This window comes from Stenotrophomonas sp. STEN030 (genome assembly GCF_056759995.1).
The window spans coordinates 42,019-68,719 of sequence record NZ_JBRREB010000025.1 but is presented as its reverse complement, the minus strand read 5'-3'; the positions used below and the strand labels follow the sequence as shown (position 1 = coordinate 68,719).

Annotated in this window: 25 protein-coding genes; 9 read left to right on the top strand and 16 right to left on the bottom strand. The window is 63.1% G+C overall.

Features of this window, described 5'->3' with window-relative positions:
* Window positions 1–170: 170 nt before the first annotated feature.
* Window positions 171–1,553 carry an adenylosuccinate lyase gene (gene purB / locus ACVOLR_RS10685; RefSeq protein ID WP_481536388.1) on the bottom strand — a complete coding sequence of 461 codons (1,383 nt, stop codon included), beginning with the start codon at window positions 1,551–1,553 and terminating at the stop codon, window positions 171–173.
* Window positions 1,554–1,755: 202 nt separating this feature from the next.
* Here purB and ACVOLR_RS10680 point away from each other — a divergent pair, with 202 nt between their 5' ends.
* A complete protein-coding gene (locus ACVOLR_RS10680; RefSeq protein WP_303746643.1) occupies window positions 1,756–3,165 on the top strand; it encodes a class II fumarate hydratase in 1,410 nt (469 codons plus the stop codon).
* 135 nt (window positions 3,166–3,300) lie between these two features.
* Here the strand turns inward: ACVOLR_RS10680 and ACVOLR_RS10675 are convergent, their stop codons facing one another.
* The 7 genes from ACVOLR_RS10675 to ACVOLR_RS10645 form a co-directional block, all read right to left on the bottom strand.
* The gene (locus ACVOLR_RS10675) at window positions 3,301–3,729 is read right to left on the bottom strand and encodes a hypothetical protein (protein ID WP_481536387.1); all 429 of its coding nucleotides are present in this window, start codon (window positions 3,727–3,729) and stop codon (window positions 3,301–3,303) included.
* A 71-nt stretch (window positions 3,730–3,800) separates the two neighbouring features.
* Entirely contained in the window at window positions 3,801–4,391 is a 591-nt protein-coding gene (locus tag ACVOLR_RS10670; protein ID WP_481536386.1) for a DUF2884 family protein, read from the bottom strand.
* 29 nt (window positions 4,392–4,420) lie between these two features.
* Complete coding sequence (locus ACVOLR_RS10665; RefSeq protein ID WP_481536385.1) at window positions 4,421–5,245, bottom strand: DUF4097 family beta strand repeat-containing protein; 825 nt, start codon at window positions 5,243–5,245, stop codon at window positions 4,421–4,423.
* 21 nt (window positions 5,246–5,266) lie between these two features.
* Complete coding sequence (locus ACVOLR_RS10660) at window positions 5,267–6,247, bottom strand: ABC transporter permease (RefSeq protein WP_481536384.1); 981 nt, start codon at window positions 6,245–6,247, stop codon at window positions 5,267–5,269.
* Entirely contained in the window at window positions 6,244–7,116 is an 873-nt protein-coding gene (locus tag ACVOLR_RS10655) for an ABC transporter ATP-binding protein (RefSeq protein ID WP_481536383.1), read from the bottom strand. The genes ACVOLR_RS10660 and ACVOLR_RS10655 overlap by 4 nt, the downstream gene beginning before the upstream one ends.
* Window positions 7,113–7,475: a GntR family transcriptional regulator gene (locus ACVOLR_RS10650; RefSeq protein ID WP_062166162.1), complete on the bottom strand. Its 363-nt coding sequence runs from the start codon at window positions 7,473–7,475 to the stop codon at window positions 7,113–7,115. Before ACVOLR_RS10650 ends, ACVOLR_RS10655 begins: the two co-directional genes overlap by 4 nt.
* A gap of 3 nt (window positions 7,476–7,478) precedes the next feature.
* Complete coding sequence (locus tag ACVOLR_RS10645) at window positions 7,479–7,721, bottom strand: hypothetical protein (protein WP_481532337.1); 243 nt, start codon at window positions 7,719–7,721, stop codon at window positions 7,479–7,481.
* A 185-nt stretch (window positions 7,722–7,906) separates the two neighbouring features.
* Between ACVOLR_RS10645 and ACVOLR_RS10640 the strand changes: the two genes are divergently transcribed.
* The 6 genes from ACVOLR_RS10640 to ACVOLR_RS10615 all read left to right on the top strand — a co-directional run bounded on the left by ACVOLR_RS10640 (window position 7,907) and on the right by ACVOLR_RS10615 (window position 13,892).
* Window positions 7,907–8,416, top strand: a complete 510-nt coding sequence (locus ACVOLR_RS10640; protein ID WP_481536390.1) for a glutathione peroxidase — start codon at window positions 7,907–7,909, stop codon at window positions 8,414–8,416.
* Window positions 8,417–8,501: 85 nt separating this feature from the next.
* A complete protein-coding gene (locus ACVOLR_RS10635; protein WP_481536382.1) occupies window positions 8,502–9,482 on the top strand; it encodes an FKBP-type peptidyl-prolyl cis-trans isomerase N-terminal domain-containing protein in 981 nt (326 codons plus the stop codon).
* Between the two features lie 25 nt (window positions 9,483–9,507).
* Window positions 9,508–10,857: a UDP-glucose dehydrogenase family protein gene (locus ACVOLR_RS10630; protein WP_481536381.1), complete on the top strand. Its 1,350-nt coding sequence runs from the start codon at window positions 9,508–9,510 to the stop codon at window positions 10,855–10,857.
* Window positions 10,850–11,089 carry a SlyX family protein gene (locus tag ACVOLR_RS10625; protein ID WP_481513831.1) on the top strand — a complete coding sequence of 80 codons (240 nt, stop codon included), beginning with the start codon at window positions 10,850–10,852 and terminating at the stop codon, window positions 11,087–11,089. Before ACVOLR_RS10630 ends, ACVOLR_RS10625 begins: the two co-directional genes overlap by 8 nt.
* Before the next feature lie 8 nt (window positions 11,090–11,097).
* Window positions 11,098–11,766, top strand: coding sequence for a DUF2058 domain-containing protein (locus ACVOLR_RS10620; protein WP_481536380.1), 669 nt, complete (start codon window positions 11,098–11,100; stop codon window positions 11,764–11,766).
* Window positions 11,767–11,828: 62 nt separating this feature from the next.
* Complete coding sequence (locus ACVOLR_RS10615) at window positions 11,829–13,892, top strand: acyltransferase family protein (RefSeq protein ID WP_481536379.1); 2,064 nt, start codon at window positions 11,829–11,831, stop codon at window positions 13,890–13,892.
* Between the two features lie 162 nt (window positions 13,893–14,054).
* Here ACVOLR_RS10615 and ACVOLR_RS10610 read toward each other — a convergent pair whose 3' ends face one another.
* The 3 genes from ACVOLR_RS10610 to ACVOLR_RS10600 form a co-directional block, all read right to left on the bottom strand.
* Window positions 14,055–15,245, bottom strand: a complete 1,191-nt coding sequence (locus tag ACVOLR_RS10610; RefSeq protein ID WP_481536378.1) for an MFS transporter — start codon at window positions 15,243–15,245, stop codon at window positions 14,055–14,057.
* A gap of 536 nt (window positions 15,246–15,781) precedes the next feature.
* A complete protein-coding gene (locus ACVOLR_RS10605; RefSeq protein WP_481536389.1) occupies window positions 15,782–17,233 on the bottom strand; it encodes an amidohydrolase family protein in 1,452 nt (483 codons plus the stop codon).
* Window positions 17,234–17,285: 52 nt separating this feature from the next.
* Window positions 17,286–17,957 (bottom strand): ankyrin repeat domain-containing protein, encoded by a 672-nt coding sequence (locus tag ACVOLR_RS10600; protein WP_481536377.1) that lies wholly within the window; start codon window positions 17,955–17,957, stop codon window positions 17,286–17,288.
* Between the two features lie 91 nt (window positions 17,958–18,048).
* Between ACVOLR_RS10600 and ACVOLR_RS10595 the strand changes: the two genes are divergently transcribed.
* Window positions 18,049–18,948, top strand: a complete 900-nt coding sequence (locus ACVOLR_RS10595) for a LysR substrate-binding domain-containing protein (protein WP_481536376.1) — start codon at window positions 18,049–18,051, stop codon at window positions 18,946–18,948.
* Window positions 18,949–18,987: 39 nt separating this feature from the next.
* Here the strand turns inward: ACVOLR_RS10595 and ACVOLR_RS10590 are convergent, their stop codons facing one another.
* The 5 genes from ACVOLR_RS10590 to ACVOLR_RS10570 form a co-directional block, all read right to left on the bottom strand.
* Window positions 18,988–19,671 (bottom strand): hypothetical protein, encoded by a 684-nt coding sequence (locus ACVOLR_RS10590; RefSeq protein WP_481536375.1) that lies wholly within the window; start codon window positions 19,669–19,671, stop codon window positions 18,988–18,990.
* Window positions 19,672–19,743: 72 nt separating this feature from the next.
* Window positions 19,744–22,620 (bottom strand): methionine synthase, encoded by a 2,877-nt coding sequence (gene metH, locus ACVOLR_RS10585; protein WP_481536374.1) that lies wholly within the window; start codon window positions 22,618–22,620, stop codon window positions 19,744–19,746.
* The gene (locus ACVOLR_RS10580) at window positions 22,620–23,222 is read right to left on the bottom strand and encodes a short chain dehydrogenase (RefSeq protein WP_481536373.1); all 603 of its coding nucleotides are present in this window, start codon (window positions 23,220–23,222) and stop codon (window positions 22,620–22,622) included. The genes metH and ACVOLR_RS10580 overlap by 1 nt, the downstream gene beginning before the upstream one ends.
* Window positions 23,223–23,232: 10 nt before the next feature.
* On the bottom strand, window positions 23,233–24,312 hold the full coding sequence (locus ACVOLR_RS10575; protein ID WP_481536372.1) for a homocysteine S-methyltransferase family protein: 1,080 nt from the start codon (window positions 24,310–24,312) through the stop codon (window positions 23,233–23,235).
* Window positions 24,313–24,336: 24 nt separating this feature from the next.
* Window positions 24,337–25,266: an ArsR/SmtB family transcription factor gene (locus ACVOLR_RS10570; protein ID WP_481516303.1), complete on the bottom strand. Its 930-nt coding sequence runs from the start codon at window positions 25,264–25,266 to the stop codon at window positions 24,337–24,339.
* Window positions 25,267–25,392: 126 nt separating this feature from the next.
* Here ACVOLR_RS10570 and ACVOLR_RS10565 point away from each other — a divergent pair, with 126 nt between their 5' ends.
* On the top strand, window positions 25,393–26,541 hold the full coding sequence (locus ACVOLR_RS10565; protein ID WP_481536371.1) for an acyl-CoA dehydrogenase family protein: 1,149 nt from the start codon (window positions 25,393–25,395) through the stop codon (window positions 26,539–26,541).
* Window positions 26,542–26,701: the final 160 nt, after the last annotated feature.

The window sequence follows — 26,701 nt, the reverse complement described above, 5'->3', positions numbered from 1 at the left end:
TGGTCAAATACCCACCACTCCCTGCTGCGCTTGCAGGCTGGGCGTGGGGGTGCTCCCGCCCCCCTGCGGCCGCCCCCGGCCCCGCGCCACTACATCCAGAAGCTTGCCCTCATCCCAACCCTTCTCCCGTGAACGGGAGAAGGGCTTCAAACATCCAGCATTTCTGCGGTTCAGATCGCCTTGGCCAGATCTGCTGCCAAACCCGCATACCCACCCGGGGTCAGCTCACGCAGGCGCTGCTTGGCGTCGGCCGGCAGCTCCAGGGTTTCGATGAACTCGCGCATCGAATCAGCAGTGATGCCATGACCGCGGGTCAGTGCTTTGAGCTGCTCATACGGATTCGGCAGGCCGTGGCGGCGCATCACCGTCTGTACGGCTTCGGCCAGCACTTCCCAGGCGGCGTCCAGATCGGCGTCCAGGCGCTCCGGGTTCACGGTCAGCTTGCCCAGGCCCTTGGCCAGCGATTCCAGGCCCACCTGGCTGTGGCCGAAGGCGGTACCGACGGCGCGCAGTACGGTGGAGTCGGTCAGGTCGCGCTGCCAGCGGCTGATCGGCAGCTTGGCACTGAAATGCTCGAACAATGCATTGCCGATTCCGAAGTTGCCTTCGGCATTTTCGAAATCGATCGGGTTGACCTTGTGCGGCATGGTCGAGGAGCCAACTTCGCCTTCCTTGAGCTTCTGCTTGAAGTAGCCCAGCGAGATATAGCCCCAGATGTCGCGCGACAGGTCGATCAGGATGGTGTTGGCGCGGCGTGCGGCGTCACCGATCTCGGCGACGTTGTCGTGCGGCTCGATCTGCGTGGTGTACGGGTTGAACACCAGGCCCAGCGAGGTGACGAAGCGCTCGGCGAAGGCCGGCCAGTCGATGTTCGGGTAGGACACGACGTGGGCGTTGTAGTTGCCGACGGCGCCATTGATCTTGCCGGTCAGCTCGACCGCGCCGATCTGGCGGATCTGCCGTTCCAGGCGGGCGACGACGTTGGCCAGTTCCTTGCCCAAGGTGGTCGGCGAGGCGGTCTGGCCGTGGGTGCGCGACAGCATCGGCTGTTCCGCCTGGGCATGAGCCAGCGTGCGCAGCGAGGCGGCGATGCCGCTGTAACCGGGCAGGATCACCTTCGCGCGGGCTTCAGCCAGCATCAGGCCGTAGGACAGGTTGTTGATGTCCTCGCTGGTGCAGGCGAAATGCACGAACTCCAAGGCCGGCGCCAGCTCGGCGTCGTCCTTGAGCTGTTCCTTGATGAAGTACTCCACGGCCTTGACGTCGTGGTTGGTGGTGCGCTCGATTTCCTTGACGCGGGCGGCGTTCTCAACCGAGAAGCCATCGGCCAGTGCATGCAGCTTGGCCTTGCCAGCGGCCGAGAAGTCGGCCAGCTCGGTGATGCCCGGCTCGGCGCCCAGCGCCAGCAGCCATTCGATCTCGACCTTGACGCGGGCCTTGATCAGGCCGTACTCGGAGAAGATCGGGCGCAATGCGTCGACCTTGCCGGCATAACGGCCATCAAGCGGGGACAGGGCGAGCAGGGCGGCTTCTTGGCGGGACGTATCCGTCATGGCGGCAGGCGGTTGGGCAGTGGCGGGGGCGCATATTCTACGCTGCCGGGGCAACGGCCGCTGGCGGGCCATTGAATCCCGTCGGCCGCAGGTGCCATTGCCGCATATGACGGGTATGGTGTGCGCAGCCGCCAGCCAGGGAAGCCTGCCCATTGCCAGCCGCAGCTTCCTTTCCCCCCAATGAAGAAGTGCGGAGTAGATGATGAGCAAGGTTTCCAAAAGTGGTTTCCGGACCGAACACGACAGCATGGGCGAGCTGCAGGTGCCCGCTGAGGCCCTGTGGGGCGCGCAGACCCAGCGCGCGGTCGAGAATTTCCCGATCTCCGGGCAGCGCATGCCGCGCGCCTTCATTCGGGCGCTAGGTCTGATCAAGGGCGCTGCCGCTGAGGTGAACACCGGTCTTGGGCTGCTGCCGAAGGGCGTGGGCAAGGCGATCCAGTCGGCGGCGACCGAAGTGGCCATTGGCGCACACGACAGCCAGTTCCCGATCGATGTCTACCAGACTGGTTCGGGCACCTCGTCGAACATGAATGCCAACGAGGTCATCGCCACGCTGGCCAACCACGGTGGCAAGGCCGGCAAGACTGCGGTGCATCCCAACGATCACGTCAATTTGGGGCAGAGCTCCAATGACGTGATCCCGACCGCCATCCGCGTCTCGGCCCAGCTCGAAGTGGTGGAATCGCTGCTGCCGGCGCTAAAGCACCTGCGCAAGACCATCGACAAGCGCGCCCGTACCTTGGGCAAGATCGTCAAGACCGGCCGCACCCACCTGATGGACGCGATGCCGCTGACCTTCGCCCAGGAATTCGGTGCCTGGTCGGCACAGCTGGCCTCGGCCGAAGGACGCATCGAGGATGCCTTGAAGCGCCTGCGCCGCTTGCCGCTGGGCGGCACCGCGATCGGCACCGGTATCAACGCCGATCCACGCTTTGGCGGCAAGGTGGCGCGGGCACTGTCGCTCAGTACCGGGGTCAAGTTTGAGAGTGCGGCCAACAAGTTTGAAGGTCTGGCCGCGCAGGACGACGCGGTGGAGTTGTCAGGCCAGCTCAATGCACTGGCGGTGGCCCTGATCAAGATCGCCAATGACCTGCGCTGGATGAATTCCGGCCCGCTGGCTGGCTTGGGCGAGCTGGAACTGCCGGCCCTGCAGCCGGGCAGCTCGATCATGCCGGGCAAGGTCAACCCGGTGATTCCGGAGGCAACGGTGATGGTGGCTGCGCAGGTGATTGGTCACCATGCGGCGATCACCGTGGCCGGGCAGACCGGCAACTTCCAATTGAACGTGGCGCTGCCGCTGATCGCGGCCAATCTGCTGGATTCGATCCAGCTGCTGTCCAACGTGATGACGCTGCTGGCCGACAAGGTGTTCGTGGGTCTGGTGGTCAAGCAGGAGCGGGTGCGTGAGGCCTTGGCGCGCAATCCCATCCTGGTGACTGCACTGAACCCGATCATCGGCTATGAAAAGGCGGCGGCGATTGCCAAGCGCGCCTACAAGGAGCAGCGTCCGGTGCTGGAAGTGGCGCTGGAGGACAGTGGTTTGTCCGAGGCCGAGTTGAAGCGTCTGCTGGACCCGGCGGCGCTGACCTTGGGTGGCATCCACGACCATTGAGGGGCGTGGCGCCGACCCATGGTCGGCATCGCGGCTTGAGCCCCTCTCCCGTGTACGGGAGAGGGGTTGGGGTGAGGGCAGCTTTCAGGTATTGCCGGTAAAGCCTCTGCCGACCATGGGTCGGCACTACAGGGCTCAGCGCAATGCGCGCAGGTTGGCCAGGGCTTCGCCATACCTTTCGAACTCGGGAATCTGCTGCGCCAGGTCCGGCGGGAACGGTGATTGGCCTTCCGGAATCTGCAGCGGCAGCGTGCGCTCCTGTGCCAGTGCCGGGTCGGCATCCACCAAGGTGTTCTGGCGCAGGATCTGCAGTTTGACGAAGCTGGTCTGCAGCATTGCCTGCTGCTCGGCATTCAAGGGAATGACGATGTCATCCACGCGCAAACGGCCGTCCGGCAGGATATCCAGGTTGGGGTAGGGTGCGCGGCGGATGGCGATGCGCTCCAGGGTGACTTCGGTCTTGGGCTTGCTGCGCTCGCTGCGGTGCTCGGCGTACTTCTCACGGTCACAGCCGGTCGCGAGGGTGGCGAAGGCAACGAGGATCAGCAACAACAGTCTTTTCATGGCAGCGGGGCAACAACGACGGGGGCGGTCATTCTACCGCCCCCCGCCAGAGTGCAGGTCAGGCCCCCGGATCAGGGGATCTGGACATTGCCGTTGCCGTTGCGGCAATCGTCGATATCACCCTGGTCCATCTTTGCGTACGGCTTGAACTCAGGCACGGCCGCAGCCAGTTGCTGCTGGGTGGCCAGCAGAGCGGGCAACTGGTCGCAGAGCTTGGCTGCACTGGCCTTGATCTTGTCCGCTTCGGCATTGATGCGTTGTTCGATCTGCTCGGAGTTGCCGGAGAAGATGCCCTTGATTGCTTCGCCGGCAGCCTTCGCGCCCAGGTTTGCACCTTGCACGCCGATATCGATGCCGGCTTCGGCGATGCCGATAGTCTGCGCGCGGTAGCGCAGGGTGATGGCGCGCTGGCTGTCGTTGAGCGGGATGGATGTGCCATTGATCAGCAGGTCGCCGGTCGGAGTGACCTCCACCTTGGCGCCATCGGAGCCGATGCTGATATTGCCCTCGGCCATTTCCTTGCGGGCCTTATCGGTGGCCTCGCGGACTTTGGCGCCAACGGTGGTATCGGTGCTCGTTCCATTGGCCGCTGGCTTTTCGCCGCAGGCGGCCAACGGGATTGCCAGTGCCAAGGCGAGCAGGGATGCGTTGAGGATCTTCATGGTGTGCGTTCCGTTGCGATTGGAAGGAGTTAGCGCTTTTTGGGTAGGTCGACGCTGCCGCTGATGCCCGAATGGTTCACCGAGCCGCTGCCGAGGCGGTCCACCTTGAGGCTGGCGGCGCCACGGACGTCCAGGTCGCCCGAACCCAGCGAGCCCAGGCTCACCGCGCCACGGCTGTCACGTACATCGACATCGCCCGAGCCGATGCTTTCAATCGTCACCGCGCCTTGCACGCCCTGCAGTTCGACATCGCCGGAGCCAACACTCCCGACCCGTGCGTTGCCGCGAACGCCATTGGCCTTGGCATCGCCCGAGCCAACCGACAGCAGGTATAGCGAACCGATGTTGTGGAACTCGACATCGCCTGAACCCACGGCCGCCGTGGCCAGGCCCTTGATGTCACGCGCACTGACATCGCCCGAACCCACGTCGGCGCTCATGCTCTGTGCGCCGGCCAGCGAGGCGTCACCAGAGCCCACCTTGAGCTGCACCAGAACGTCGTCCGGCAGGCTGCCGGTCAGGTCCAGATAGGCGTAGGTGTGACCCATGTTGATGTTCAGCCCTTGGTTGCGGCGTTCCAGCGTCACCACCAGCTTGTCGCCAACCTTGCGCTGGCTGAGCGAGAGCTGGTCCAACAGTTCCTGGCTGGAAGCGCATCCACGCCCGCTGAGCGCGGCCCTTGCGCCGGGGCTGGCTTGCAAGCGCAGATCGTGGCTGTTCACTTCGAACATCACGGTCTTGCTGCCGCCCAGGTCCAGGTTCAGCGACTGCGGTGCGGTAAACGCGCAGGGTTGGCTGGCGAAGGCTGCGCCCGGCGCAGCCAGCAACGCGGCCATTACAAACGTCTTGTGCATGAACACTCTCCTGATCAAGGGTCAGATGTCGTCGCGACGGCGGCGCAGGTAAACAGAGGCCACGATCAGGGCGATACCGATCACAGCGCCGATCCAGATGTCAGGATTGGACAATACCTTGCTCAGGCTGTGGTGTTGTAGCAGCCACTGCACCAGATCGGCTGGAGTCTGCAGGTTTTCGCCATTGATGTTGGTGTCAGTCAGCCCGCGTGGCAGCCACGATGACGGGAACACGCTGAGCAGGCCGCGGTAGGCAACGGTGTACCAGATCCAGCCCAGCGGCAGCTTCACGCCCGGCATGGCGCCGAGGATGCTGATCATGGTGCAGGCCAGCAGCGGGATGAGCACCGCCCACAGGAACGGCTTGGTGCGTACCAGCGCCGAGCAGAACATCAGCCAGCCCACGGTCGGCAGCGCCCAGAGCAGACTTACCGGCAGGGTGCTGAGGACCAGGCCCAGGATACGGAACGGGTGGGAGTGGGTGGCGATGGCCCAGGGGCTGGTGGCGCCAGCACCGGCCGCGCCCAGCATGGCGACCACCCAAAGCACCAGACCGACAGCCAGGCCAATAGCCATCGCGATCAGCGGTGCCAACACCAGCGCCCACAATGCCTTGGATAGCACGGTCTGGGTGTCGGATACCGGTAGCGATTTCCAGAACAGCACGCTGCGGTCACGGCGGTCGTCGTAGAGGCTGCCCAGTGCGTAGAAGAACACCACGAAGGCCAGGATCAATGAGGCCAGGAAGATGCCTGCCAGCAGTAGGCCATCGCCGAACGCGCCCATCGCCTTGAGGTACTCACCGGCATCGCCCATGTGGTTGATGCCGTCTGAGTTGCGGGCGGCGAACACGCCAATCAGTGCGCCGATGATGGCGAACAGGATTGCGATGCCGCCGGTGATGACCTGGGCCCAGACAAAGCCGCCCCGGTTTTCCCAGTACTCACGCTTGAGCAGCCATTTGAACTTGCCGAGCGGGGTGATGTGGTGAGCGGCGTTCATGCGTAGGTTCCCTTCATGGTGGCCACGAACAGGTCGGCCAGGCCGGGGGTGCGGATTTCGCCCATGGCGGCAAGTTGGTTGCGGTTGGCGCCGTCAAACAGCAGCACGGTCTTGCCGAATGGCAGGGCGCGCTCTTCGATCGGGCCAAGGGTGCGGGCGGCCTGCAGCGTGTCGGCCGAGGCCAGCAGTTCGGTGTAACGCTCGGCGAGCGCTTCCATGTCGGAGGACAGAACGATCGAGCCATCGCGGATGAACAGCACATCGGTCAGGATGTGCTCGATCTCCTCCACCTGGTGGGTGGTGATGATGATGGTCTTCTGCTCGTCGAAGTAATCCTCCAGCAGGCGCTGGTAGAACTCCTTGCGGTACATGATGTCCAGGCCCAAGGTGGGCTCGTCCAGCACTAGGATCTTGGCGTCGATGGCCATCACCAGGGCAAGGTGCAGCTGTACCACCATGCCCTTGGACATCTCCCGTACGCGCTGCTTGGAACTGAGCTTGGTGTTGGCCAGAAAGCGCTCGCAGCGGGCGCGGTCAAAGCGCGGATGCACGCCTGCAACAAAGTCGATTGCCTCCTTGACCCGCAACCAACGCGGCAGCACCGCTACGTCGGCGATGAAGCAGACATCATTCATCAGCTCATCGCGCTGACTGCGTGGGTCCATACCCAGTACCTGCAGGTCGCCGTCGAACGAGGTCAGGCCGAGCAGGGCTTTGAGGGCCGTGGTCTTGCCGGCACCGTTGGGGCCAATCAGGCCGACGATACGGCCCGGTTCGATGGTGAAGCTGGTGTTGTCCAGCGCTGGCTTCTGCTTGTAGGCCTTGCGCAGGCCCTTGGCGGAAACGACGGCTTCGACGGCGGCGTTCATAGAGTGGTCCCCGGTGGCAGCAAATCTTTCATGGTCAGGCCCAGGCGTTGGATGCGCTCCAGCACGGCCGGCCATTCGTCATTGAGAAAACGATCACGCTCGTTGCCGCGCAGCTTCTGTGCGGCCTCCTCGGTCATGAACATACCAAGGCCACGGCGCTTCTCGACCAGGTTCTCGTCGGCCAACTCCTGGTAGGCGCGCGAGACGGTGATCGGGTTCAATTGGTACTCGGCCGCCACCTGGCGTACCGAGGGTAGGGCGTCGCCCGGCTTCAGGATCCCGTCCAGCATCATCGCGATCACGCGATCCTTCAGCTGGCGGTAAATGGGAGCGCCATCGCTCCACTGGATATCGCTCATGGGTCAGCTCCGCGAATTCAGCTGTGCGAAAGAAAAGTAAGGCATCGAAAGGCTGGTCCGCATACGGCGGGCCGGTCGTTTCGCTTTGGGGGTTTCCTCGGCATCCTGCCCATCACCGCCCACCTGGGCTGCATAATCCTTGGCATCGGCAAGGCCGTTGCCGAGGGAGGTAGAGCAGCCCAGCAACAGCAAGGTGCCTGTGACCATCAGTGCGTGGAGAGCGTGTCTGCCGTGCTTGGTGTTCATGAGGCCCCTGTGTAGGGTGGCTGGTGTTGTATGCAACTATAACACCGACACGCCGACATGCAACTGCTTCCTACCCAACTGATGGCATATGACGTTACAAACCTGCTTGCAGCGCCCAGGAGAATCCAGTGAGTATTCGTAATTTATTGATTTCAATTGCTTTTGTTGCGGGTGTCGGGGGCGCCATGGATGCGGCGGCAGGCCCGCTGCTGGACCGTAATTTCCGTTCTCTGGCCGGAAAAGACGAGGTGAACCTGAATCGCGCGTATGGCGGCAAGGTGTTGTTGGTAGTGAATACGGCCTCCAAGTGCGGATTCACCCCGCAGTACGAGGGCCTGGAGGCATTGCAACAGGAGTTGTCACCGCGTGGTTTTGCCGTATTGGGCTTCCCGTCCAATGATTTCAAAGGCCAGGAGCCGGGCAGCGAGGCGCAGATCCAGGAGTTCTGCACACTTACTTATGGGGTGAAGTTCCCCATGTTCGAGAAAGTGCATGTGATTGGACCGGAGGCAACGCCGCTGTACCAGGACCTGACCCGCCTCAGTGGCGTTGCACCGGGCTGGAACTTTCATAAATATCTGATTTCCCGCGATGGGCGCGTGCTGGCGCAGTTTCCAAGCAAGGTGAAGCCGGATGACCCGGAACTGCGTGCGGCAATCGATCGCGCGCTGGCCGCAGCGGCACCACAGCGCTGACGCGCCTCGACATCTGCGGCGCGCGTGCGACAATATCGCCCCTCGCGCCGCCGGTGGCGTTTGTTCACTTCCAGGAATGCAGCGAATGAAGATGGGAAAGCGTGGCGCGGTTGCGTCGCTTCTGATTTTGGCGATGGCGGCCCCCGGGGTCGTTTTTTCGCAACAACCTGCCGCTGCGGCGGCGACCAAGGAGAAGTCTGTTTTGACCTCGGATCGTGAAAAGATTGGTTACGCCATCGGCATCGACGTTGCCAGCTCGTTTGAGCCGGTTGCCTCGGAAGTAGACGTGGCCGCAATGCGCCGCGCTGTTGAGAACGCCTTTGCTGGCGGCCAGCCGCTGTTGTCGCAGGAAGATGCGCAGAAGACCGATCAGGCGCTGCGCACCGTGATGATGGCCCGTTCGGGCCAGCAGGTTCCGGGCATGGCACCGGGCAGTGCACCGCCGTCGGTTGACCGCGAAAAGGTCGGCCTGATGCTGGGCAGCTTTGCCGTTGGTCCGTCGCTGGCACGCATCAAGAATGATATTGATCTGAATTCCGTGTTCCAGGCCATCAGCACCGTGTTCGCCAAGGGCACCCCGCTGATGACCCACGAGCAGGCCCAGGGCGTGCTGCAGGCATTCAGCGCCACCAAGGAAGCTGAAATGAAGGCTGAGGCCGGCAAGGCCGCTCAGACCAACCGTGAAGAAGGCAATGCCTTCCTCGCCAAGAACAAGACCCAGCCGGGCGTGGTGACCACCGCTTCGGGCCTGCAGTATCAGGTGATCCGCGCCGGTAGCGGCGAGCGCCCGATGGCCAGCAGCCGCGTGCGTGTGAACTACGAAGGCAAACTGCTCAACGGCGAAGTGTTCGACAGCAGCTACCAGCGCGGTCAGCCGGTTGATTTTGGTCTGGACCAGGTCATCAAGGGCTGGACTGAGGGCGTGGCGCTGATGCCGGTCGGTTCCAAGTACCGCTTCTGGATTCCGGGCGAACTGGCTTACGGCGAAGCCGGCACCCAGGGTGGCCCGATCGGTCCGAATGCGACGTTGAGCTTCGACGTCGAGTTGCTGGGCATCATGCCGTAAGGCTGAGTACGGAGTAGGCGCAACCATGCGTGTAGCTATTTTCGGAACCGGCTATGTGGGTCTCGTTACCGGGACCTGCTTGGCGGAAGTAGGGCACGATGTGGTCTGCGTCGATATCGACCAGGCCAAGGTCGACGGTCTGGAGCGGGGCATCATCCCGATCTACGAACCTGGCCTGGAGCCGATGGTAAAGGCCAACCACGCCTCCGGGCGCTTGGCCTTCACCACCGACGCGGCGAAGGCCATCGACCACGGTGAAGTGATCTTCATCGCGGTCGGTACGCCGCCGGATGAAGACGGGAGCGCCGACCTGCAGTACGTGCTGGCGGTGGCCCGCACCATCGGCCGCCATCTGGCGCGGCCCACGGTAGTGGTCAACAAGTCGACGGTGCCGGTAGGTACCGCTGACAAGGTTCGTGCTGCCATTGCTGAAGAGCTGGCAGTGCGCGGCCAGGAGATCGCCTTCGATGTGGTCTCCAACCCCGAATTCCTGAAAGAAGGCGATGCGGTCGCAGATTGCATGCGCCCGGATCGCATTGTCATTGGTGCCAGCAACGCCCATGCAGTGGCGGTGTTGCGGCGGCTGTATTCGCCGTTCAACCGCAACCGCGACCGTGTTGTGGAAATGGACGTGCGTTCGGCCGAACTGACCAAGTACGCCGCCAATGCGATGTTGGCGACCAAGATCAGTTTCATGAATGAAATTGCCAATATCGCCGAGCGCGTAGGCGCCGATATCGAGCAGGTGCGCCAGGGCATGGGCTCTGACCCACGCATCGGCTGGCATTTCATTTATCCCGGCGCCGGCTATGGCGGCTCCTGTTTCCCCAAGGACGTGCAGGCTTTGGCGCGTACGGCTGCCCAGCATGGCCACCAGCCACAGCTGCTCAATGCGGTTGAGGCGGTAAACGCCGCCCAGAAGGGCCATCTGTTCGAGCTGATCCAGCGGCATTACGACCGCGGTGAGGACGAAGGCGTGCGCGGCAAGACCTTCGCCGTGTGGGGCCTGGCATTCAAACCGAACACCGACGATATGCGCGAGGCACCGAGCCGGCGTGTATTGGCGCAGTTGTGGGAAGCCGGCGCCAAGGTGCAGGTGTTTGATCCAGAAGCCATGGACGAAGCCCGTCGCGTTTTTGGTGAGCGCGAGGACCTGGTGTTCTGTGACTCCGCATTTGCAGCGCTGCATGATGCGGACGCTCTGGTGGTAGTCACCGAGTGGAAGCAGTTCCGCAGCCCGGACTTTGCGCGCATGCGCGAAGCGCTTGGTGATGCAGTGGTATTTGATGGCCGTAACCTCTACGACCCGGCTGAAATCGAAGCCGCAGGCCTGGCGTATTACGGCATTGGTCGAGGACGTTCCGTACATGCATGAGTCAACTTCCGAGCAGCGCGAACAGGCGCTGGAAGCACGCTTGGTTGAGCTGGAGATGCGTGTCTCTTTCCAGGAGCACGCGCTGGCGGAGATGAGCGAAGCATTGGCTGATGCCCGCATGCAGGGCTCACGCAATGCTGATCTGCTGCGCCACTTACTTGATGACCTGGGCAAGGTACGCACGACGTTGTATGCCGATGCTGCCGATGAACCACCGCCCCCGCACTACTGATATTTCCTATGAGTGACAATATTCGTGACCAGCTGCTAGGGCTGGGCTTCAAACCTGCTCCCAAGCCGGAGCGCAAGCCGGAAGCGCGCCGTGATGGCCGCCCGCAGGGCAAGCCTGGCCAAGGCCGACCGCAGCAGGCGGGCAACAAGCCTGCTCATGCAGGCAAGCCGGCGCAGCACGGCAAACCGTCCAATCCGGGCAAGCCCGGGCAGGGCAGGCCGCAGCAGGGTCCGCGCAAGCCACGCTCACAGGAAGACATCGACCTGGCCAAGGCCTATGCGATCCGTGCGCAGAAGGAAAAGGACGAGCGCATCCAGGCCGAACAGGCCAAGCAGGAAGAGGCACGCCTGCGTCGCGAAGCGCGCGCCAAGCTCGACGAGCTGATCAAGGACAAGGGTCTGAATGATCCGAATGCCGACATCGCCCGTCACTTCCCGTACGGCGGCAAGATCAAGCGCGTTTACGTCAATGCCGAACAGCTCAAGGCGCTCAACGCCGGCGAGCTCGGCGTGCTACAGCAGAACGGTCGCTACCTGTTGGTGACTGCCGAGGTGCTGGCGCAGGCCGAGGCGATATTTGCCCAGGCCGTGGCGCTGAAGGTTGACCCGAATGCTCCGGCTGATGCTGATCCGTACGCGGACCCGCAGTACCAGGTGCCGGACGATCTGGTCTGGTAAACGATTGGCTATGATGCAGATAACGGGCGCCGCTGGCGCCCGTTTTTTTAATGGGGAAAACAATGCAGGGACAGTTGAAGCAGGAAGGCTATCTCCCCCACGTTGACGGCCTGCGCGCCATTGCCGTGCTCGCGGTCATCTTCTACCACCTCAATCCGAGCTGGTTGCCGGGCGGGTTTACCGGCGTGGATGTCTTCTTCGTCATCTCAGGCTACGTGGTCAGCGCTTCGGTGGCGCGGTCATCCGGGTTCGTCGGCTGGAAGGGGATGCTGGCCTTCTATGCGCGACGCATCCGCCGGATCATGCCGGCGCTGCTGGTGTGTCTGCTGGCTACTGGGCTACTGAGCACCTTGTTCATTCCCGAATCCTGGCTCAGCGAAACCAGTGGAAAGACCGGACGCATGGCCTTTGTCGGGCTGAGCAACTGGGTGTTGGCGGGAACTGGCAATGACTATTTCTCGCCACGCAGTGAGTTCAACCCTTACACGCATACCTGGTCGCTGGGCGTGGAGGAGCAGTTCTATCTGCTGTTCCCGTTGTTGTTCATGGCCTGGTCCAAAGGCGGGCGGGGCAGGGGCTTGTCGATGCTGCTGTTTGGCTTGGCCACGGCGGGGTCGCTGCTGTTTGCGATAAGTCGCGCGCTGCAGGGCGGGCAGGAGATCGCCTCCTTCTATCAGACCACAACGCGGTTCTGGCAGTTGGGCGCAGGCGTGCTGCTGTTCCAGCTGCTGGATATGCGTGGGGATGCGAACAGTGAAGCGCGTCCAACAGGACTTTGGTCGATGCTGTTGCAGTTGGGCAGCGCCAGCTTGCTGGCCTACGGGTTGTGGGCAGCGCGTCCCGGCCACTCACCATGGATCGATGGCCTGTGGCCGGTGCTTGGCACGTTGGGTTTGTTGGGGCTGTTGCACCGTCCCGCGGCCGGCTGGATTGGCAGCGGCCTGTCGGCGCGGCCGATGCTGGTGATAGGGCGGATGTCGTACTCGCTGTATCTATGGCATTGGCCGGTATTCGTGCTGTTCCGCTGGACGCTTGGTCTGGACTCGCTGGTTACCGGGGCACTGGCATTGGCTTGCACGGCGGTGTTGGCGTGGCTGTCATGGCGCTGGGTCGAGCAACCGCTGCGCTTTGGCAGGCGCTGGCGTGGTTCGGATCTGCGCTGGGTGGCCGGCGGCGTGATGGCGTTGCTGCTGGGTATCGGCGTGCAGAAACAACTGGAGCGCGCTGCCAAGCACATCTCCTTGAGTACGGTCAGTCGCCATCCGTTGGACTGGTATCCGTATGCCAAGGGCTTGAAAAAGGAATTCCCTGATTGCGAGCTGGTGGTGTCGCGCCTGCCGGTCGCGGGTGGTCAGGTGCAGCAGTTCGAGCGTGGCAAGTGCGCTGCGGGGCCGGTAGGCGAGCGGCGCCTGTTCGTGGCTGGCGACTCACATGCACTGGCTTATGGGGAAATGCTCCGCCGCGTGGTTCTGCTCGACGGTGGACAGGCCCGCCTGTACGCCAATGCCGGCTGCGCGCTGGTCGGATTGCAGGGCAGGCAACAAGCCGATCCGGGCTGCAATGCCTACGTGCACAACACGCTCGCTGATGTTGCTGCGCAGGCGCGTGCCGGTGACGTCTTGTTCCTGCCCGGTCTGCGGGTGCCACGACTGGTTGAGCAGTACGGTTTGTTTGATCAGCAGCAGGCGTTTGCAGCGGTGCAGAGTGAGGCATCTGTTGCGCAGCGAGCTGACGACGTGCAGGCGGCAATCGCCGAGCTGAAACCCTTGGCCGATCGCGGTGTGCGTATCGTGCTGGAAGCGCCGAAACCGGTGCTGGGGGCGCCCCCGTTCCGTTGTTCGGACGCGTTCAACCGTGGCAATCCGATCTGCGTGAACGGGATGTCAGTTGCACGCGAACGAACGGAAGCGCTGCGTGCACCTGCCTTGTCCAGCTTGCAACAGGTAGCGCAGGCGCTGCCGGGTGCAAGCGTCTGGGACCCGCTGCCTGTGCTGTGTCCTGGGCAGGTGTGTCTGCCTGATGACGACGGTAAACCGCTGTTCTTTGATGGTGATCATCTGAGTGGTCACGGCAATCGCGCACTGCTGCCATCGTTCCGTCAGCATCAAGCTTCGCTGGACCGCTGAGGCGCTGGTTTGTGGCCATTCGTATGAGGCAAATGTGATGGCCCCCGTGGCAGATATGCTGACGGCATAGACCAAGCCGTTGTCCGGATTGATCGCAGCTGTCCGCGCAACAGCCTGCGGATAGTTGAATGGCGGTGCGGTTTTCCTGCGGCAACAGCAGTATTAGATTGAGCCGCCGCTGCGCGCCTGCCGCGACGGCGGCAGCCAATACCAGGCGATCAGGGTGCCGAGCAGGGCGAAGCAGCCGCCGACGATGAAGGCGACCTTGCCATCGCCGAACTGCCACAGCTGGCCGGCGATGAGCGCGCCGAGCACGCCGCCCAGGCCGGACGAAAAGCCATAGAACAGCCCCTGTCCGTGGCCATTGAGGTTGCCCGGGAAGTAGCGTGCCAGCAACTGCATGGCGGAGGCGAAGAACGCGGCGAAGCCCAGGCAATGGGTGGTCTGGGCGACCAACATCACCGGCAGGTTCTCTGGCCACAGCGCGGTCGTCCACCAGCGCAGCACGGCGCTGGCCATCGAAATGATCAGCAGCCAGCTGGCATCCCAGCGGCGGAAAAAGCGGGCAATCAGGAAAAACACGGCGACTTCGAATACTACCCCGACGGTCCACATCAGGCCAAGCAAGGAGGTGCTGTAGCCGTGCTGGTCCATGTAAAGCGAGAAGAACGTGTAGTACGGGCCGAACGACAGCTGTTCGAGGAAGGCGGCGATGAAGAAGGCCATGACTGGTTTCTGTCGCACGATGCTCCAGAAGCCTGCGTCGTGTTGGCTGCGCGAGCCGATATTGCGAGCGTAGCGATTGAGGAAGGCTGAGCCTGTCATCAGTACGAACAACGGCAGCATGAGCCATGGCAGCTTGCCGGCGCCGTGCTTTTCAATCAGCCAGCCGAACAGGGTAACGACGATGATGAAGCCCACCGAGCCCCAGACCCGGATCATGCCGTAGCGATGGCTGTCCGCGCCCAGATGGGTGAGGGTGATCGATTCGAACTGCGGCATGACCGCGTTGTAAAAGAAGCAGAACGCGATCATTACCGCGTACAGCGTCCACGGCGGTGCGGGCACCAGGAAGCCGGCGAAGCAGGCGATGGTCAGTACACAGCCCACGCGCAGCCAACGGATCGGGTGCGGCGAGACGGCTGCCAGCGAGGTCCAGGTGCTGGGCGCGATCACCCGCGTGGCGTACCACAGGCTCATCATCACGCTGATGGCGGTGACGGTCATGCCGCGCGACTGCAGGTACAGGCTCCAGTACGGCGTAAACGCGCCAAGCGCGGCGTAGTAGAAGAAGTAGAAGCTCGACAAGCGTGCGGTCGGCACGGCTTGTGATGGCAAGGCAACGGACGTCATGGGAGGGCGCTGGGGGCGCTGGGCAGGCAAAGGGGGCGGTGGCAAGCATCGCTGCCGCTATTGTGCCTTTTGCTGGCTTTGGATGGCAGTTCGCAGAGTGGCGATCCGGCTGATTCCCGTTGTTTCGGGTGAACCGAACGTCTGCTGGTGCAATGTTGTCAGCTTTCGCCAAGCAGCGTGAGCCAGCTGACAACCGATTGTGGGAGCAGCGTCAGCCGCGAAGCTGGCGTTTCTGAAGTTCCAGATGCCTATGCGATCTGATGATGTTCCCGCTTCGCGGCTTACGTGGCTCCCACAAGCAGCGGGTGTGCGTGTTGCCCGGCAGGGGCGGCCTCTGAGTGTGGGAGCGGCGTGAGCCGCGAAGCTGGCGTTACTGAAGTTCCAGATGCCTTTGCGATCTGATGGTGTTCCTGCTTCGCGGCTTACGCCGCTCCCACAAATTGCAGGTTTGCGTGTCGTCCATGTAGCCCGGGCTGCGCTGGCTCGGGCTATGGTCCTGCCGGCGCCCTACATGGGCGGGGCCGGAAATGCAGATATCAGGGCTTTGCCTGCGCGTTCCACTCGGCGACCTGCGCCTTCGTCTCGGCCAGCATGGCGTCCAGTGCGGCACGGTCATAGACCTTGCCGCGCATCACCACGGTATTGATCGCGCGGGTGGCTGCGATGTCCTGCAGCGGGTTGCGGTCCAGCAACACGAGGTCGGCAGCCTTGCCTTCGGCGACCGCGCCGTAGCGGTCCAGCTTGCCGAACCAGGCGGGGCCGGCACGGGTGGCCGACTGTAGTACCTGAGCCGGCGTCAGCCCTTCGCGGACATACAGTGCCAACTCGTTGTGCAGGCCAATGCCGGGGAAGTTGTAGGAGTTCAGGAAGCCCGCATCGGTGCCGGCCATGATGCGCACGCCGGCTTCCTGCAGCATCGGCAGTACCGCTGCCACTTGGGCGTAGTGGGCGTGGCGGGCTTCGATCTGTGCGGGCGTTGCCTTGGCCGCACGTTCGACGCGCCAGGCATAGGTGTCACGCAAGCCCGGGCCGATGTAGGCCAGATAGGGATCGTTGTCGCGCGGTTCGACATCGAGGAAGTCGATGATGCGGCCGCCATCCAGTGTAGGAGTCACGGCGACGCCGAGTTCGGCAAAACGGCGGTACGCCGCCATCGCGGTGACGCGGTCGAATCCGGCATGCAGTCTACGGTTGGCCTCTGCGCGATCGATGTTGCCGGCGGCGAAATCAGCAGCGATTGCAGCCTCATCCTTGACCCCAGCCTTGAAGGCATAGTCCAGATGTTCGATCGAACTCATGCCGGCCTCGATGGCCTGGCCCACGGTCAAGGCCATCGGTACATGACCGGAACTGCGCATGCCGCGCGCCTTGGCCTGGCTGACGGCGTAGAGGAACAGCTCCGGCTTCAGCGTGCTGTCGGTGATCTTGACGAAGTCGACCTTGTCGCGCTGCTCGCGGTCCAGTGCCGCATCAACGCCGGCTTTGTCGCCTGCTTCAATCGTACCCTTCCAGACCGGCGCCAGGCCTTCGATCTTGGCGCCGGAGGTAAACAGCTGCGGCCCGAACAACTGACCACTTGCGATCTGCCCGCGCCACGACAAGACCTGCTCGGCCAGATCACCCGACGCATCACGCACGGTGGTGATGCCATGTGCGACGTACAGCGGCAGCAGGGCCTTGTTCTCTTCGATCAGTGCCGGGCCGCCGCCAAAGTGAACGTGCATGTCCCACAGCCCGGGAATCAGATAGCGGCCGCGGCCATCGATGGCGGTGGTCGCGCGCCACTGCGTGCCCACGCGCGCATCGTCACCGACCGCGACGATGCTGCCATCGCGGATGGCGACGCTCTGGTCTGGGATCGCGCGGCCATGTTCGACATCGATCACGGTTGCATGGCGGATCACTACGTCCGCCTGGGATTGGGCGGCGATTGCGGGCGAGATGGTTGCTGCGAGTGTGGTCAGCAGCAGGCCGAGCGTGGTCTTCATCGGTGGTTCCAGTGGTAGGCGATTGCCGGGCAGTTCGGTTGCGTGGAGTGCTTCAACGAGCACCTGCTGCGCGTAGCAGGTGCTCAACAGCGGTTTGCCGACGTTGCTGCGCATGTGCCAGAGGCGTGACGCCCTGCGCATCGGCAAGGTTGACGTCGGCGCCGGCGGCAATGAGTCGTTGGGTGATCTGGGCGTAGCGTTGGCTGCCGTCACCAAGGATGACGGTCTCCAGCAAGGCGGTCCAACCCAGGTTGTTGATGTGGTCGACGTCAACACCGGCCTCGATCAGCAGCTGCACCGTGCTGACATGGCCGCGTTCGGCTGCCGGTATCAAGGCGGTGCCGCCATAGCGGTTGGTGCTGCGCAGGTCGGCACCGTGTGCGATGGTCATGCGCAGGATTTCGGTCTGCCCGCTGGCACCGGCGTAGAGATAGGGGCTGTCCTGGAGCTGATCTTTTGCGTTGACATCGGCTCCTGCGGCGATCAATACGCGCGCAGCTTCCATCTGCCGCGCACGGATGGCGATCAGCAAGGGGGTGCGTCCACTCGCATCGCGGCTGTCGATGCTGCTGCCTTGGCTGAGCAATACCGCGATGCGCTGGCTGTCGCCGGCTTCGGCCGCGCCTTGCAACTGCTCCGCGATGGCCGGGCTCGCGCCGACGCAGCTTGATGTCAGTAGCGCCGCGGCCAATACCGGTACGGTGATCCAGTTCTCTACGGTCATTGCCTGCCTCTGTCCGGGTTTCTGTGCATTTGCGGCGTGGTCGGGCGTTTGCCCAAACCTGCAGGCGATGCTACAAGTGCAGCGATCCATCGTGAAATTAAATGTCGTGGTCGAGTCCAGTTCAAAAACAAATAGGGCCTACTTCGACCTGGATCTGCTGCGGGCGTTGGTGATGGTGGCCGATTGCGGCAGTTTCACTGCTGCGGCCGCGCGTCTGCATTCCACCCAGTCCACCATCAGCCAGAAAGTACGGCGGCTGGAGGACCTTGCCGGGCACCGCCTGCTGGATCGCGGGGTGCGCGATGTGCGACCGACGGACATCGGTGAGACCGTGTTGGGCTACGCCCGGCGTATGTTGTCGCTCAACGAGCAGCTGGCAGAAGCCTTGTCGGGCGATGGTGCGGCCGTGGTGATAAGGCTGGGTGTGCCGGAAGATTTCGCTGCAGGGCGTACCACGCCGGTACTGGCTGAGTTCACCAGAGCCTATCCGCGGGTGAAGCTGGAAGTCAGCAGCGGCTTGAGCCGTGCCTTGGCCGAGGGCTACGACCGTGGCGAGCTGGACCTGATCCTGGTCAAGCAACGTCGTGGCAGTCGCGAGGGCGTGGCATGCTGGCCGGAGCCGATGTGCTGGGTGGACAGTGCCAGCAGTCCCTCGTTCGGGACGGATCCGGTGCAGCTGGTGGCGTTTCCGCCGCGTGGCATGTACCGCGAAGACATGATCGACGCGATTGAAAGCCTGGGCCGGCGCTGGCGCATCAGCTTCACCAGCTCCAGTCTTGGTGGCATCCAATCAGCGGTTGCCGACGGTTTGGGCATCAGCTTGTTGCCGGCACGGGCGATGACAGCCGGGCATGTGGTGCTGGGGTTGGAAACGGGCTTGCCACGGATAGACAGTGTCGAGCTGGCCGTCCTGCACCGCCCGTCAGCGGACCCGGAAGCCAAGGCCTTGGCAGCGTTGTTGATCCGGATGCTTGAGCAGGAAATGGGCTGAGGTCTGCGACAGCAGGGCAGCTGTCGATTGCGAACTTTGCTAGAACAGGTCTTCGACCGGCGTATCCAGCAGCTCTTTGGCGCCATGGGTGAAGCGACGCAGGCTGGAAATGCCCAGGTCGCGGATCAACGAATGGGTGGTGTGTGGCAGTTGGGCATCGTAGATGTCCTGCGGTGCGACGTTCTTGCCGTGTACACCGGGCAGTAGATCGATACCGGCAGCCGCGTAGCAGTGCTGCACCATCGCCGAGCAATACAGCGCGCCCTCCTTGGACAGCAGGTTGCTGCGTCGGCGCAGACGGGTGCTATGCATTGCAAACAAGGTGCCGACCAGTTCGCTCAGCGAATAACTGGACAGCCCTGAGAGCAGATCCAAAGCCGCGATCTGTACTTTGTGGGTCTGAGCGGCATCCAGGCCGAAGTCGAGGATGGCCAGGTTCGGGAAGGCTTCGTCGTCGAAGTAGCGATCGGCGCGGTTCTCCTGTGCACCCAGCCGCAGCTGGCGATTGCGCAGGTCCAGATCCGATTCCAATACCCACCAGTGGCCGTCCAGTCGTTGCTCGCTGAACAGAAACGCGTGCGACCAAAGGCTGCGGTGGCCGTCCTGGGTCAGCGGCGCCTGTGCCTTGCGGATCGCCTTGCCGACCCAGTCATCGGTGCCACACAGGCCGATGCGACCGGGTGCGGCGTGCTTGCGGATCAGCTCTGCATTGCGGCTTTGCATGGGATCTGGGCTTGGAGGACTGCGGGCAGGATAGGTGCAGGCGGCGCTGTTGTCGCCGCCTGCAGTTGCAGGTTATTCCGGATCGTAGTCGAGGTTGGAGGCCAGCCAGCGTTCTACCTGCGCCCGCTCCACGCCCTTGCGCTTGGCGTAGTCGGTGACCTGCTCGCGCGATACCCGGCCAACCACGAAGTACTGGCTTTGCGGGTGGCTGAAGTAATAGCCGGACACCGCAGCGGTTGGCAGCATGGCGAAGCTTTCGGTCAGCGACATGCCGATGCCTTCGGCGTCCAGCAACTGGAAGATGGTCTGCTTCTCGCTGTGCTCGGGACAGGCCGGGTAACCCGGGGCGGGGCGGATGCCGCTGTACTTCTCGGCGATCAGCGCCTCATTGTCGAGCTGCTCGTCCTTGGCGTAGCCCCAGAACTCGGTGCGTACGCGCTGGTGCAGGCGCTCGGCCATGGCTTCGGCCAAGCGATCGGCCAAGGCCTTGAGCAGAATCGCGTTGTAGTCGTCGTGGTCCGCCTCGAAGCGAGCAACGTGTTCATCGATGCCGATGCCGGCGGTGACTGCGAATGCACCGATCCAGTCCTGCTTGCCGCTGTCTGCCGGCGCGATGAAGTCGGCCAGGCAGAAGTCTGGGCGCTCGGCGGGTTTGTCGACTTGTTGGCGCAGGAAGTGGAGGGTCTGCCGCTCAAGCCCCTCTCCCGCTTGCGGGGTGAGAGCAGCAGGCTGCGAACCATTGGTTCGTTGCTGCTCGAACGCACTTGCGTCAGCGCAAGGGCCGGGGCGCGGAGCGGGGGTTGGGGTGAGGGTAGTTGGCACAAGCGATGGAGCGAGAAGCTTGCCCTCATCCGCCCTTCGGGCACCTTCTCCCGCAAGCGGGAGAAGGGAAAGCACGACGTCGTCGCCATCACTATTCGCCGGCCAGATCCCAAACACAGCCCTGGCCGTCAACCACTTCTCATCAACAATCCGCTTCAACATCGCCTGCGCATCGGCGAACAGATCACTGGCCTGCGGACCCACGATCTCGTCGGTCAGAATCGCCGGGTACTTTCCAGCCAGTTCCCAGGCCTGGAAGAAGGGCGTCCAGTCGATCACTGGCAGCAGATCTTCCAGCGGATAGTTGTCGAACACATGCACGCCCGGCTGGTTCGGCGTTGGCGGGGTGTACTGGCTCCAGTCGCAGGTAAAGCGTTGGCCGCGCGCATGCTCCAGCGAGACCAGGCGCTTGGCATCACCGCGGTTGCGATGGCGCTGGCGGATGTCGGCATAGTCGGCATCGTTGGCGGCGACGAAGCTGGCGCGCAGTTCGCGCGAGATCAGCGACTGGGCCACGCCGACGGCGCGCGAGGCGTCCTTCACCCACACCGTCGGTGCGCTGTAGAACGGGTCGATCTTCAACGCGGTGTGCGCACGTGAGGTAGTGGCACCGCCGATCATCAACGGCATCTCGAAGCCCTGGCGCTGCATTTCCTTGGCGACGTGGCTCATTTCTTCCAGTGATGGCGTGATCAGGCCGGACAGACCAATGATGTCGGCATTCTCGGCGCGGGCAGCATCCAGAATTTTCTGCGCCGGCACCATCACGCCAAGGTCGACTACCTCGAAGTTGTTGCAGGCAAGTACCACGCCGACGATGTTCTTGCCGATGTCGTGCACGTCACCCTTGACCGTGGCCATGATGATCTTGCCGTTGGACTTGCCGACTTCGCCGGTGCGCGCCTTCTCTTCTTCGATGAAGGGCAGCAGATAGGCCACGGCCTTCTTCATCACACGTGCGGATTTCACCACCTGCGGCAGGAACATCTTGCCGGCGCCAAACAGGTCGCCGACCACGTTCATGCCATCCATCAGCGCGCCTTCGATCACATCCAGCGGACGGCTGGACTGCTGGCGGGCTTCCTCGGTGTCTTCCTCAACCCAGGCATCCAGGCCTTGCACCAGTGCGTGAGCAAGACGGTCGCGTACCGGACGCTCACGCCAGGCCAGGTCTTCGACCTTCTTCTCGCCTTTCTTGCCCTTGTAGCGTTCGGCGATTTCCAGCAGGCGCTCGGTACCGTCGCGGCGGCGGTTGAGGATCACGTCCTCCACGCGCTCGCGCAGTTCCGGGTCGAGCTGGTCGTAGATCGGCATCGCACCGGCATTGACGATGCCCATGTCCATGCCAGCCTTGATCGCGTGATACAGGAACACCGAGTGGATCGCCTGCCGCACCGTTTCATTGCCACGGAACGAGAACGACACGTTCGAGACGCCGCCGGACACATGGCAATGTGGCAGCGTGCGTTTGATGATGCGGGTGGCTTCGATGAAGTCCACCGCATAGTTGTCGTGTTCCTCGATGCCGGTGGCGACGGCAAAGATGTTAGGGTCGAAGATGATGTCTTCCGGCGGGAAGCCGACCTGCTCGGTCAGGATGCGGTATGCGCGAGTGCAGATCTCCACCTTGCGCTCGCAGGTATCGGCCTGGCCCACTTCATCGAACGCCATCACCACCGCAGCGGCGCCATAGCGGCGTACCAGACGTGCGTGTTCGATGAACAGTTCTTCGCCTTCCTTGAGCGAGATCGAGTTGACCACGCTCTTGCCCTGCAGGCACTTGAGGCCCGCTTCGATCACGCTCCACTTGGACGAATCGACCATCACCGGAATGCGGGCGATATCCGGCTCGGACATGATCAGGTTGAGGAAGCGCGCCATCGCTTTCTCGGAATCGATCAGGCCCTCGTCCATGTTGACGTCGAGGATCTGTGCGCCGCTGGCGACCTGCTGGCGGGCGACGTCAACGGCTTCCTCGTAGCGTTCTTCCTTGACCAGTTTACGGAACTGGGCGCTGCCGGTGACATTGGTACGCTCGCCGACGTTGATGAACAGCAGGTCAGGAGTGATGACCAGCGGTTCAAGGCCGGACAGGCGGGTGTAGTGGCTTGCGGTGTCGTTGCTCATTACCAGACCTTGAAAACCTGTCCGTTGGCGATGCCATCGATGCTGCGCTGGTAGGCCAGTGCGGCGCGGGCGGCGGTGACCGGTTCAAAGCCGGGGAAGAAACCGCCATAGGCATCCAGCGCTTCGCTCAGCACGCTTGGGCTTACCGCGTTGATGCGCAGGCTGCGCGGCAGCTCGAGTGCGGCGGCGCGAACGAAGCCCTCAATGGCGGCATTGACGCTGGTGGCACTGGCGCCCTGGGCGATCGGTTGCTCGGTGAGGATGCCGGTGGTCAAGGTGATGCTGCCGCCATCGCGCAGATGGTGCTGGCCCAGCAAGGCCAGGCGGACCTGACCAAGCAGTTTGTCGTGCAGTCCCTGCGTGAACTGCGCCGGGCTCATTTCCGTCAGAGGCCCGAAGTGGACGCTGCCGGTGGTGGCGACGATAGCGTCGAGTGGACCGATTGCCTGCAGCAGCGCGGTCACGCTGTCATCGCTGCCCAGATCAACGCTGTGCAGCGGGTCCGAACGCGATGCGGTGATGACTTGATGCTGTTGCTGCAGATGTTGCGCAACCGCCGAACCCAAGGTGCCACTGGCACCGATCAGCAGGATCTTCTTCATCGTGTAGTCCTCAGGCAGCCTTGGCTGCAGCCAGTGGTAGCGCCCGAGGCGGCAAGCCGGCAACGGCTTCGGCAATGGCGCGGATGTGATCGGGTGAGGTGCCGCAGCAGCCGCCGACCAGGTTCAACAGGCCGGACTGGGCGAACTCTTTCAGCGTGGTCGCCATTTCCTCGGGCGTCTCGTCGTACTCGCCAAAGGCATTGGGCAGGCCGGCGTTGGGGTGGGCGCTGACATAGCCGCTGGACACCTGCGACAGCGTTTCCACATGCGGACGCATGTCGGTGGCGCCCAGTGCGCAGTTGAATCCGATTGAAAGCGGCTGGCTGTGCGAGACCGAGGCATAGAAAGCTTCAGCGGTCTGCCCGGACAAGGTGCGGCCGGAGGCATCGGTGATGGTGCCGGAAATCATGATCGGCAGGCGCCCGCCACGTGCGTCGAATACCTCTTCGATGGCGAACAACGCCGCCTTGGCGTTGAGCGTGTCGAAGATGGTTTCCACCATCAGCGTGTCAGCGCCACCGTCGATCAGACCATCGATGGCCTCGCGGTAAGTGGCGCGCAGCTCGTCGAAGCTGGTGTTGCGGAAGCCCGGGTCGTTGACGTCAGGGCTGATCGAGGCAGTGCGACTGGTCGGGCCAAGCACGCCGATGACGAAGCGCGGTTTGTCCGGCGTGCTGGCTTCGATCGCGTCACAGCACCGACGTGCTACCTGGGCGCCGGCCTTGTTCAACTCGTAGACCAGATGCTCAAGGTGGTAGTCGGCCTGGCTGACCGAGGTGGCATTGAAGGTATTGGTCTCCAGCAGGTCCGCACCGGCTTCGAGATAGCCGGTGTGGATGCCGGCGATCACTTCCGGCTTGCTCAGCAGCAGCAGGTCGTTGTTGCCCTTCAGGTCATGCTCGCAGCCTGCGCCATGCACGTGCTGGCTGTCGAAGCCGCCAGCGAAACGCGCACCTCGATAATCATCTTCTTCAAGACGATGGCGCTGGATCATCGTGCCCATGGCGCCGTCGATGATCAGGATGCGCTGTTCAAGCGCACTGAGCAGCTTGGCGACGCGGTCGGGATGGAGCCAGGGCAGGGCGTGCATGGGGCAATCAACCAGGTAGGGGTATCAGGGACGATGCGCGATCAGCGAGATCACTTCGAAATGCGGCGGACGCTTTTCGCGGGTGACGGTCTCCAGGCTGGACACTTCAAGGCCGGCCTTTTCGACGAATTTGCGCAGTTCCTTGCCGGTGAAGCCAAGGTTGACGTGGCCGTAGGCCTCGACTGCGGCCTTGTGCTCGTGGCGGGCCAGACTGCACAGCATCAGCCGGCCTTGCGGGCGCAGCACGCGGGCACATTCGGCAACGGCCTTGGCTGGCTGGGCGGCGTAGGTGAGGGCGTGCATCATCACCACCAGATCGAAGCTGCCATCGGCGAACGGCAGCTTGTGCATGTCGCCTTCCAGTACTTCGACATTGGGCAACTTGCGCAGACGTTCGCTGGCGGCGGCAACGACGCGGGCACTGGTGTCGATGCAGACGTAGCGCTGTGCGTGCGGGGCCAGCAGCTCGGCCAGCACGCCGTCGCCGGAGGCGATGTCGAGCACGTCACCGGTTTCCAGCAGGGGCAGGGCGCTGCGGGCCATCGCTTCCCAGGTACGACCCGGCGAGTAATGACGCTCCATGTCGCCGGCGACGCTGTCGGCCCAGTTCTGGTCGGCGGCGCGCATGGCCAGCACGGACGGCACGCGTTCGGCGTCCTGGCGCAGCAGCGGGTCGTCGCTGCCGCTGCTCAAGGCATGCCACAATGCGCGCTGTGCCGGGTCCAGTGCGGCCTCGTCAAAGCGGTAATACGCCGAGACGCCTGCACGGCGATCACGCACCAGGCCGGCTTCCTTGAGCCTGGCCAGATGGGTGGACACGCGCGGCTGCGCCAGCGTGGTGATGGCCGACAGCTCGGCCACGGTCAATTCTTCCTGTTCCAACAACGTCAGCAGACGCACGCGCGTCGCATCGGCGAACACTTTCAGACGGGTTGACCAGTCTTCCAGATCCATAAATATCTACCTATCGCGATATAGAGATATTCTCCCTGTGTTGCCAGTTTCGGTCAAGGCGATGCATAGGCTGAATGGGGTTGTGATGGTTACAATCGCAACTTGATAAACCCTGGGAGGGGTGTAGTGGACTTCAGTTTTTCCGACGAGCAGCTGATGCTGCAGGACGTCGCGCGTCGCATCGCCAAAGAAAAGATCGCCCCCAGCGCCGAGCACTTCGACGCCACCGGTGAGTACCCGCTGGAAAACATCCGTCTGCTGGGTGAGAACGGCTTGATGGGCATCGAGGTGCCGGTCGAGTACGGCGGCTCCGGCATGGACCCGATTTCCAGCGTGCTGGCCATCATCGAGGTGTCGGCTGCCGACGCGGCACATGCCACCATCATGTCGGTCAATAATTCGCTGTTCTGCAACGCCGTGCTGGGTTACGGCACCGAAGCGCAGAAGCAGACCTATGTGCGTGCGATTGCCGAAGGCAGCGAGATAGGCGCGTTCGCGCTGACCGAGTCGCAGTCCGGTTCCGACGCGACCGCGATGCGCTGCCGTGCGGTCAAACAGGCTGATGGTTCGTTCGTGATCAACGGCCAGAAAAGCTGGATCACCTCCGGCCCGGTGGCGCGTTACATCGTGTTGTTCGCGATGACCGACCCGGAACAGCGCTCGCGCGGCATCACCGCTTTCATGATCGATACCAGCAAGCCCGGTTTCGGCCGTGGCAAGACCGAGCCCAAGCTGGGCGTACGCGCATCGGCAACCTGCGAGATCGAGTTCCAGGACTATGTTGCCGCGGCCGAGGATGTGATCGGCGTCGAAGGCCAGGGTTTCAAGATCGCGATGAGCCTGCTGGATTCGGGTCGTATCGGCATTGCTTCGCAGGCGGTGGGTATCGCCCGTGCCGCCTATGAGGCGTCGTTGGCGTACGTAAAGGACCGCAAGTCGTTTGGTGCGCCGATCGGCAGTTTCCAGATGATCCAGGCCAAGATCGCCGACATGAAGTGCAAGCTGGATGCGGCGATGTTGCTGACCCTGCGCGCGGCCTGGACCAAAGCACAGGGCAAGCGCTTCTCCACCGAGGCGGCGGTAGCCAAGCTCACCGCGTCCGAGGCAGCGATGTGGATCGCCCACCAGGCTGTGCAGATCCACGGCGGCATGGGTTATTCCAAGGAGATGCCGTTGGAGCGATATTTCCGTGATGCCAAGATCACCGAGATCTACGAAGGTACCTCGGAAATCCAGCGTCTGGTCATCGCCCGCAACGAAACCGGCGTGCGCTGAACCTGTAGTGCCGAGCCATGCTCGGCATTGGCTTTCCCCGCAAGGCAGCGCGTGTAGGAGCGGCGTATGCCGCGAAGCCGACAGCATTCGGTGGTGAACCACCCCGGCAATCTGATGGGGTGCGAGCTTCGCGGCTTATGCCGCTCCCACAAGCGACAAC